We start from the raw sequence: 9,977 nt of genomic DNA, 5'->3' as shown, positions 1-9,977 counted from the left end.
TTTCTAATATCGGATTTTGAAGCCATGGAAAGATCAGTCAAGTGATCATAAAAATATTCTTAACTGATCTGCATTAGACACTAAGTCGGTTTTTTTGTGTCTGAAATAGAATCAAAAGGCTAAACTACGAGGAAAATACTTGAGGTTTATCTGGCTTTAGCTTCAAAAATTAGAAGGTGATTTCGGTTTGTATTATATCTAACTCGTCTTGGCGTATTTGACTAGTAATAAAAATAATCGATATGGATACTATGAGACTGTTAAATAAAAGTAACAAAGTTTAACGTTTACACACACATCCAAAAGGTCAAACATGCACACAATAAATAAAACAGCACTATCAATAGCCGTTGCGTTGGCTTGTTCAATGCCATTGAATGCTCAAGAAGCTTCTACGGATAAAGAGCAAGCGTCAGAAAAAGAAACAGTTTCATTAGAAATCATTTCGGTAACAGCAACTAAGCGAAAAACAAGATTAATGGAAACACCTGTTGCCATTACAGCATTAACTGAAGCCGAGCTGAAAAGAAACGGTGTTAATAGCGTTAAGGATATTGCTAACTTAGTCCCTGGCTTAGATATTTCAACTGCAACAGATCAAGCTGCGCCGGTTATTTCAATGCGAGGTGTACGCTCTACTAATATTACTGAGCTTGGCGATCCGGCTGTGGGTGTTCACCTTGATGGTATTTACTCACCACGTATGCAAGGTGCCCTTGCATTGATGTACGACATAGACAGGGTTGAAGCTCTAAGGGGCCCACAAGGCACTCTATTTGGTCGTAACTCAACGGTGGGTAGTATTAATGTTATTTCAGCAAAACCAGAGTTTACCGGTTTATATGGCAACGTCAGTATTGAAGCGGGAAACTTTAATAGTAAAAATATTGATGCAGTCTTAAATATTCCTATTAATGATGAATTTGCCGTTAGGTTTTCAGGAAAAGGCTTGAAACGGGATTCTTATTTAGAAGGGTATTACGATCCTAACCAATATGACTCAAGACGCTTAAGCGACGATATTCTTAATGCGCCAGTAATCTCTGAAGATTCTTATCAAGGCGTGGGTCAAACAATTACCCAACGAGAAAACTGGTGGATAGATGGCGCTGGCACAGATCCAGAAGCGCAAAAAGTTCGCGCGCTAACACCGGCTGATAAAAGCAATTTTTACAATAATGCTGATGAATATTCATTTAGAATTAGCACCTTGTGGGAGCCTTTGGGCGGCAATTTTTCAAACCACACTGTTTTTCAAAAGTATGTAAATGACAGCAATAACAACCTAGATTTAGTTAACTGCGATAAAATTCGTGGCAGAAGTGCTGAACTAGGGGGAGACTGCACTAACTTTTTACCCAGCGATAATACTTATCAGGCGGTTGTAAATGTGCCCGGTAAGCTTAATTTAGATATCACGTACTTAAGAAACACCCTTAATTACAACATAAACGATGAATATTCACTTGTCTGGTTATTGGGCTATGAAGATATGGAACGCTCTTCAGCACAAGATAGTGAAGTAGGTTTAGACCCTTGGGATGGCGCAACTTACTTTTTAGACGGCACTGGCGCAGAGTCTTTTTCAACTGAGCTGCAAATACAATCTGATGAATATGGCGACTTTATCTGGATTGCAGGTATTAATTACTTTCATGAAAGAACAAAAACCTTAGGTTATTACGATAATCCTATGGATGACAAAGCGTTTTGGGATCAACCCGATCGCTCTACCGACGCCCTCGCATTATTTGGTCAAGGTACATACAACTTAACTGAAAAGTTACACCTAACACTTGGCTATCGATTTAGTGATGAAACAAAAGAAGATAAAGGCGGAAAAACCTATCGCTGTTCTAATGCTGATGGCTGCGCCGTAGGTTGGTTAAATAGAACTGATTTAAATAACCTTCCTGTTGACTACTACGAAGATCCTTCTATTTATGCGTCATACTTTGAAAACGACAATAAGGGAAGTTGGAAACACCATGATTTTCGTGTTGGTTTAGATTATGACATTTCACCTGAAACCATGGTTTATACCTATCTTGCCAGTGGCTTTAAAGCCGGTGGTATTGGTGATGTTTACGAAGTGGTAAATGACAGAACCGGTGACGTTACTCGTTTTGAAACCAAGTTCGACCCAGAAGAAGTACTAACATGGGAATTGGGTGCTAAATCGAGCTTTTTTGATAACTCATTAAACCTAAAAGCCGCATTTTTTTATACAGATTACACCGACATGCAATACGCATCAGTGGGCTCTATTGGTAACGTAGAGCGTTTATCTGTGGTAGAAGATGAAGATGGCTCTCCCGTTTTAGACGGTAATGGCGAGCCTGTACTCGATTTTCAAAACAAGCCAGTTATAGCTTACTACACACAAAATGTCCCTGGTTCAACAATAAAAGGGATTGAGCTTGAGTTTGACTGGAAGCCGTATCCAAATGGTCGAATTAGTGGTTACGTAACGTGGACTGATGCAAAAGTTACTGAAGATTGGAATACTAAATGGGACTACGACGCGGAGTATCTGTTTGATATTTCTTATGAAGAATCAAAAGATCCTGAAAACACCCTGTTAGCTACCAATCTTAAGGGGAATAATTTAGCAATGACCCCTGAGTTCACCGCCAATATAAGTTACACACATACACTTAACTTAGGGGAATATGGTTTTGTTCACGCATGGCTAAATGCCAGCTGGAAAGATGAATCGTACTCAACGGTATGGAATGTTGATAAACATTTAGATGACATGGATTTTCAAGTGCCAGATGAAGCAACAAAATATATCGATGATAGCCGCGATGCATTTGCCGTATTTAACGCCTCTATTAAGTATGAGCCGCAAGGACAAAACTGGTTTGCAGAAGTGTTTGTTAATAATGCCTCAGATGAAACTATTCAATACTGGAATAATACTGGCAAAGGGATCCCTAAAGGCAGCTTTGGCATGCCGAGATACTACGGTATGAGAGCGGTTTTTTCATTCTAAATAACCGAGTAAAAAATTATCCTCCTACAGGCTAGAGTACTGTAGGAGGTGCTTGATTAAATAAGGAATTTAATAATGAAAACGAAGCTAATTTCAACCTTGGTTGCTGGCCTTATAGTTATTTCACCCGCCACACACGCTAACTATTTTAAAGACGATTTTTCGTGGGGATTTGACACTCGTATTTGGAGTGCACGTAGTGGCGATAATGGCTCGCCTTTTGGCTGCGAATTTACTCCAGGAATGATTAATCCAAGTCAATACGGCATCACTCTTTCCTTATCAGAAGGTGCGTGTGCTGAGCTGCAAAGTAATCACTTTTATAGTTTTGGTAAGGTACAAGGTAGTGTTAAGTCGGGCAATATCGCCGGTACCGTGTCTTCTATTTTTACTTACACCTCATGGTGGGATTCGCCAGGACGTGCGTGGCAAGAGATAGATATCGAACTATTACCTTCTTTAGGCAATGTCGTTCATACCAATGTTATCTACCAGCCCCAAGGAGGCACATATCAAAGCTGGGAAGAGGATATTGATTTAAGCCAATTCGGGCTTGATTACAGAGAAAACTTATTAACCATTGGCTTCGACTGGTCTAGTTCATCAATTCGTTGGTATCTCTTCGACTCACAAGGAAACGAGAAAACAATTAGAGTGATGTACAAAGACAATGGGGATGGCGTAATAGCTAATAATGAAATTCCCAGCTATGCGTGGCCAATTGATAAAACAAAAATAATGATTAACCAGTGGAATGGTGACAACTCGACTCAAGGAAATTACTTTCCGGGTCAATACTACGGCAGCCCTTCGTGGGCATATTATGATTTTATTGAATATATTCCACACTAAATTAATCAATCCGTATTTATAAAACAGTATTTAATCTCGAAGGTTTTAAATGTCGAAAATAAAACACCCTAAATTATTACTTTGCTTATTGCCTGTTTTTGGCATGTTCAACTGCCAAAATGTATTGAGTGCAGACAATCAGCAAGTTAATTGGCCTTATGTGAACACACAACTTAAGCGTGATCCTGCCGTTGAAAAACAGATTGATAAACTGCTCGAAACAATGACTATAGAGCAAAAAGTTGCGCAAATGATACAGCCAGAAATTGGCTATTTAACTGTCGAGCAAATGAAAAAGTATGGATTTGGCTCTTATCTAAATGGCGGGAATACCGCCCCTTATGGTAACAAACGAGCGGATCAAGCTACTTGGTTAAAATACGCAGATGAAATGTACCTGGCTTCTATGGATTCGACCATAGATGGTATTGCGATCCCGACGGTGTGGGGGACCGATGCCATGCATGGGCATAGCAATGTGTATGGTGCTACGCTATTTCCGCATAATATTGGCTTAGGCGCAGCGCGCGATGGCGATTTAATAAAACGTATAGGGCAAGCAACAGCAAAGGAAGTGTCGGCCACGGGTATTGAGTGGAGTTTTGCACCCACAGTAGCGGTTGTCAGAGATGATCGCTGGGGGAGAACCTATGAAAGCTATTCAGAAGATCCTGACTTAGTTAAATACTATGCGGGTAACATGGTGACTGGTATTCAAGGTGACATAGGCGCTGACTTTTTAAAAGGCAGTAACCGTATTGCCACCGCTAAGCACTTTGTGGGAGATGGAGGAACTGAGCGAGGTATTGACCGCGGTAATACGCTAATTGATGAAAAAGGGTTAAGAGATATTCACAGCCCGGGTTACTTTTCAGCGATTAATGAAGGAGTGCAATCCGTTATGGCATCCTTCAATAGCTGGAATGGTAAACGTGTACATGGCGATAAACATTTATTAACGGATGTACTTAAAAACCAGTTAGGTTTTGATGGCTTTGTTGTAAGCGATTGGAATGCGCATAAGTTTGTAGAAGGCTGCGATTTAGAGCAATGTGCGCAAGCAATTAACGCGGGCGTTGATGTGATAATGGTGCCAGAGCATTTTGAAGCCTTTTATCATAATACTGTTGAGCAAGTGAAAGCGGGTGTTATACCTCAATCACGAATAGATGATGCTGTTAGACGTTTTTTAAGGGCTAAAATCCGCTGGGGGGTGTTTACAAAGGGTAAACCATCAGCGCGACCTGAATCACAACACCCGCAGTGGTTAGGCGCTAATGAGCATCGCACTTTGGCAAGAGAAGCGGTTCGCAAGTCACTCGTTCTATTAAAAAACAACGAAAACGTTTTGCCAATTAAAGCGCATAGCCGCATCTTAGTTGCCGGTAAAGGCGCCAATGCAATCAATATGCAAGCCGGTGGCTGGAGCGTTTCTTGGCAGGGCACAGACAATACTAATAGCGACTTTCCAAATGCGACCTCTATTTATGCAGGTTTAAAGTCGCAAGTATTAAAAGCAGGCGGTGAAATAAGCTTAAGTGAGTCTGGTGACTATAAAACCAAGCCAGATGTAGCCATTGTTGTTATTGGTGAAGAGCCTTATGCTGAGTGGTTTGGTGATATAGAGATGCTAGAGTTTCAGCATGAAAGCAAACACGCTCTTGCACTGCTGAAAAAACTTAAGGCAGACAATATTCCGGTAGTTACCGTATTTTTAAGTGGTCGCCCGCTTTGGGTCAATAAAGAGCTCAATGCATCAGATGCCTTTGTTGCTGCATGGTTACCAGGCTCTGAGGGTGAGGGAGTTGCAGACGTATTACTAACAGATAAAAACGGTAACAGCCAGTTTGATTTTACTGGTAAGTTGAGTTTTTCGTGGCCTAAATACGACGATCAATTTAGCCTTAACTTAGGCGACGTAAATTACGACCCGCTCTTTGCCTATGGCTACGGGCTAACTTATCAAGACACAGTAAACATACTTGTTGTGAGTGAAACTACAAGCCCTAAAAAAATCGTTAAAAGCGATGCACACCCATTGTTTGTAAAAAGTTTAGCTAAAAATCTCACTTGGGCGTTAGCTGATACAACAGCAAAAGTTTTAACTAGTGGTTCATCGGCCACCAGTGGCGATAAAAAAAGTTTGTTAATGCAATCGGTTAATTTATCGTATCAAGAGGATGCAAGGCAGTTTAAGTGGCAATCTCAATCCTCAGATGCAACGCTTAGCCTAAGTTACTTAAAACCTACGCTACTCGAACGCAAATTTAAATCAGGTTACCTTGAACTAAAGATGCGATTAGATAAAGCTCCAGAGCAAGGTGCCCAGTTACAAGTAATGTGTAATTTAGATAACTGTTTAAGAAGTATTGATTTTTCATCGTTTGAAAAAACAATGGCAGATAAGCGCTGGCATACTTTATCAATCGCACTCAATTGCGCCGATAGCGAACTGATTGAACAATCCATGTCAGATGTAATTCGTATTTCAGCTCAGCGTTTAAGTTTAGCAGTTGCAGATATCGCGTTGACTGCAAAACCTAATAATGACGCATTATCAATCACGTGCTCAAAATAAATAAGGCAAAGGCAGTTGATAATAAGTAAGCTATTCAACTGCCTTTAAAGTTGGACGTATTAATTTGAATTCCAAAAATCCCAGAAGTCATCTTTTCTGGTTGTTTCAGAGCTGCGGTTGGATTGTGTATGCAATGCTGACCGAGCTAATGATAAAAATACCAAGCGACGAGCCATGGTCGATACATATTCCGCATTTAGTTATTGATGTAGCGTGTGGCTTTTTAATTACCTTGCTTTTAAGAAGGGCTTATAACTGCTCAAAAAGGCAAGGGATTAAAGTTAAAATAGCACTGCACCTAGTGCTGCTGTTAACTGCCACATTAATTTGGACACAAATTAAATGGGCGTCTTTGCAGTGGTTATATGGCAATTGGTGGCTTTCAATGACATGGTTTGACTTTGGTACATGGACGTCTGCATCGTTAACTATGCTCTCAACGTGGACTGCTTTTTATTACGGGATAAAAATATATCTCGACAATTTAGAGCAAACTCAAAAAGCCGCAGAAGCGACACACCTAGCTAAAGAATCACAGCTTAAAATGCTTCGATATCAGCTTAATCCGCACTTTATGTTTAACAGCATTAATGCTATTTGCACCTTAATCTTAAAAAAAGAAAGTGTGCAGGCAGTGAATATGCTCGAAAAGCTTTGTGATCTATTGCGCCATAGTTTGTATACCGATCCGCTTGAAAAAGTAGCGATTAAAGAAGAAATTGCCATATTAAAAACCTACTTAGATATAGAGCAATGTCGATTTACTGACCGGTTAGAGGTTAATATTAACGTTGATGAACCATGCAACGATTTATTAATACCTTCTTTATTAATTCAACCATTGGTAGAAAACGCGTTAAAACATGGTATGCGAGCAGATCAAAAAATGGTGATCACAATTAAAGTTGAAAAAACAAAAACCGCATTGCTCATTAAAGTTGCAGATACTGGTAAAGGGTTTGACGATAATAAAAAATCGAAAAGGGGCATTGGCTTGGCTAATTGCGAGCAACGCTTAAAATTAATGTATGGAAATAGCCATCGCATTGAAAAAGGCAATGGCAAATCAGGCGGCGCATGGCTTTGTATTTCTCTTCCTATTAATGGTTTGCAATAATGATTCAATTAAAAACATTACTTGTTGACGATGAATACAGCGCTATTGAAGGGTTGCGTATTCGTTTAGAGGCCTTTGCTGAAATTGAAGTGATTGGCAGTGCACAAAGTGTTGATGACGCTATTAACGTACTTAACAAACATGACGTTGATTTAGTGTTTCTAGATATAGAAATGCCAACAAAATCAGGCTTTGAATTAATTAAATATTTTCAACCAGAAAGCTGTCCAGCGGTTATTTTTGTTACTGCGTTTCACCAGCATGCCGTTAAAGCATTTGAGGTAAGAGCTCTTGACTACTTACTCAAGCCCGTTAAGTTAGCTCGCCTTGCAGAAGCCATAGAAAGAGTAGTAAAAACAGAGCAACTCCACAGAAAAAATACATTGATTGAAGTACACCAATCGCTGATAGAAAACGAACATCAAGAATTAGAAAGCTCAAAAAACTCAGAATATAAATTTGAAGCCGAAAACTTAGTCATCCAAGATGCTAAAAACCCAATTCAAATAATTCCGTTTAAAGATATTTTATGGATTGATGCCGCAGGCGATTATATGTGTGTTCATACACTGGCTGAAACTCATGTAATGCGTGCGCGTTTAAAAGATCTTGAAAAAAATACCTTACCAGAAGACTTCTTACGCATACATAAATCAACCATTGTTAATTTAAGCCATATCAAACAGCTCAACCCATTACGTAATTCTGAATATATGGCGGTGTTAGATAACGAAAAAACACTCAAGGTAAGTAGAACATATAGTAAAAACTTAAAGAGCTTAATAAAACAATAACGGTGGTTTTTTAGTCACATCATCGTCAACATTATCAATGTGGACGGAGAGCTTGCTTACGTTAGAAACATAGCTTCTGATTTATAAAGTTTTAATCACTTCTCTAAAAGCGCAGCGCCTCTTAATCTCTTTGTGAATAACGCCCTTAAAAACTTAAATGCACAAAGAGAAGTGAATGAGGAGTAAATGAGACGTTCAAAATCACCATGAGTATTTAAACACCAGCAAGCTATATTTTAGAGATAATATTATCGTTTATTTTCAATGTGGGCGTAGAACTTACTTACGTTAGAAACACAGTTTCTCATTGCTAAAACCTGATACGACTCTATAAAAGTGGACACTTATTTAAGGAATAAGTGTTATGAAAATCAAAACTAGGCGTAGTCATTCAATTGAATTTAAAACAAAAGCAGTTGAACAATCGTTAGACTCTCCAGATACTGTTAATGTAATAGCTCATCGGCTGGGCATTAACCCTGTCTTATTATCTAAATGGAGACGAAAAATGACGTCAAAAAGTACATCTAACCCAATTAAAAACCAAGGCCCTGATAAGTCATATAAAGATTTGGAGCGCCAAGTGCGTAAGCTTGAAAAGCAATTGGAAGATGCGCAGTTGGAGAACGATGTGTTAAAAAAGGCGAAGGCCTACTTGGACAGCCGAAAAGAATAAGATTTGAGTATATTCACCAAGCTGCGACAGCTAAGAAAACGATAAAAAAATTATGCACATGGTTGTCAGTATCAAAAGCTGGATATTATAAATGGCTAAAGCAATCATTAAGTCAACGTGCGTCAGAAAACGACTCATTGCTTGAGTTTTTGAAAAAAGTAAGTAGTGATGAGCACTGTATTCCGGGCTACAGAAAGTTGTGGAAAGCCGCTATAGATAATGGGTATGAGTGTAGTAAAGGCCGTGTGCAGCGATTACTGCAGAGTATGGGTTACCGCTCAGCCGCGGGTAAACGCCGATATACCGGTAGCGGAAAAAAGCAGGGGCATATCACTGCAGAAAACTTATTGGGTCGTGAGTTTAGTGTTGATGAACCCAATACGGTATGGGTGTCAGACATAACGCAAGTTCGTTGCAGAGAGGGTTGGCAGTATTTATGTGTAATTTTAGATTTATACTCACGCAAAGTCGTTGGTTGGGCAACAAGTCGAGTTAACAGCGCAGACTTGGTGATTAGAGCGTTAAAAAAAACATGGGATGCACGTAAACCTGATGGAAGTCGCTTATTATTTCACTCAGACCAAGGCAGCCAGTATCGTGCAAAAGAAACAATATCGTGGTTGAACAACCGACAGGTAACAATTAGCATGTCGAGAAAAGGGAATTGCTGGGATAATGCCTGCTCAGAAAGCTTTTTTGCCCAGTATAAAAAAGAATGGATGAACAATTTAAATGAACTGAGTCGTAGTGAAATGACAGTACAAAGTCGCTTTTATATCGAAAACTACTACAACTCAGTAAGAATGCATGGCACGCTAGGAAATGTGAGTCCCATGCAATACGAGTTAATGAATTAAAAACCCGTGTCTACTTTATCGGGGTCGTTGATACGACTCTATAAAAGTGGACACTTATTTAAGGAATAAGTGTTATGAAAATCAAAACTAGGCGTAGTCATTCAA

6 protein-coding genes are annotated in these 9,977 nt (G+C 39.4%); all 6 read left to right on the top strand.

Going from position 1 to position 9,977, the window contains the following annotated elements; all coding sequences use genetic code 11:
* Positions 1 to 313 precede the first annotated feature (313 nt).
* The 6 genes from QL984_RS17905 to QL984_RS17880 all read left to right on the top strand — a co-directional run bounded on the left by QL984_RS17905 (position 314) and on the right by QL984_RS17880 (position 9,872).
* The gene (locus QL984_RS17905) at positions 314 to 2,998 is read left to right on the top strand and encodes a TonB-dependent receptor (RefSeq protein ID WP_138764721.1); all 2,685 of its coding nucleotides are present in this window, start codon (positions 314 to 316) and stop codon (positions 2,996 to 2,998) included.
* Positions 2,999 to 3,073: 75 nt separating this feature from the next.
* Positions 3,074 to 3,850: a family 16 glycosylhydrolase gene (locus QL984_RS17900; RefSeq protein WP_138764722.1), complete on the top strand. Its 777-nt coding sequence runs from the start codon at positions 3,074 to 3,076 to the stop codon at positions 3,848 to 3,850.
* Between the two features lie 49 nt (positions 3,851 to 3,899).
* Positions 3,900 to 6,428: a glycoside hydrolase family 3 protein gene (locus tag QL984_RS17895; protein WP_290173146.1), complete on the top strand. Its 2,529-nt coding sequence runs from the start codon at positions 3,900 to 3,902 to the stop codon at positions 6,426 to 6,428.
* A gap of 133 nt (positions 6,429 to 6,561) precedes the next feature.
* Positions 6,562 to 7,545: a histidine kinase gene (locus QL984_RS17890; RefSeq protein ID WP_138562568.1), complete on the top strand. Its 984-nt coding sequence runs from the start codon at positions 6,562 to 6,564 to the stop codon at positions 7,543 to 7,545.
* Positions 7,545 to 8,339: a LytTR family DNA-binding domain-containing protein gene (locus QL984_RS17885; protein WP_024600782.1), complete on the top strand. Its 795-nt coding sequence runs from the start codon at positions 7,545 to 7,547 to the stop codon at positions 8,337 to 8,339. The genes QL984_RS17890 and QL984_RS17885 overlap by 1 nt, the downstream gene beginning before the upstream one ends.
* 364 nt (positions 8,340 to 8,703) lie before the next feature.
* Positions 8,704 to 9,872, top strand: a protein-coding gene (locus QL984_RS17880; protein WP_128860809.1) for an IS3 family transposase whose coding sequence is annotated in 2 segments (ribosomal slippage) — positions 8,704 to 8,974 and positions 8,974 to 9,872 — 1,170 coding nt in all. Because the reading frame shifts where the segments join, the coding sequence is not laid out codon by codon here.
* The last annotated feature ends 105 nt before the right edge of the window (positions 9,873 to 9,977 follow it).

Origin of the sequence: Pseudoalteromonas sp. APC 3495 (assembly GCF_030407645.1) — a bacterium.
Classification (GTDB): domain Bacteria; phylum Pseudomonadota; class Gammaproteobacteria; order Enterobacterales; family Alteromonadaceae; genus Pseudoalteromonas; species Pseudoalteromonas tetraodonis.
This window is presented reverse-complemented; position numbering and strand designations above follow the sequence as displayed.

What these genes read in the sequence shown, in the direction of transcription:
- QL984_RS17905 (WP_138764721.1), top strand. Translation starts at nt 314, where the DNA reads ATGCACACAATAAATAAAACAGCACTATCAATAGCCGTTGCGTTGGCT.
- QL984_RS17900 (WP_138764722.1), top strand. Translation starts at nt 3,074, where the DNA reads ATGAAAACGAAGCTAATTTCAACCTTGGTTGCTGGCCTTATAGTTATT.
- QL984_RS17895 (WP_290173146.1), top strand. Translation starts at nt 3,900, where the DNA reads ATGTCGAAAATAAAACACCCTAAATTATTACTTTGCTTATTGCCTGTT.
- QL984_RS17890 (WP_138562568.1), top strand. Translation starts at nt 6,562, where the DNA reads ATGCTGACCGAGCTAATGATAAAAATACCAAGCGACGAGCCATGGTCG.
- QL984_RS17885 (WP_024600782.1), top strand. Translation starts at nt 7,545, where the DNA reads ATGATTCAATTAAAAACATTACTTGTTGACGATGAATACAGCGCTATT.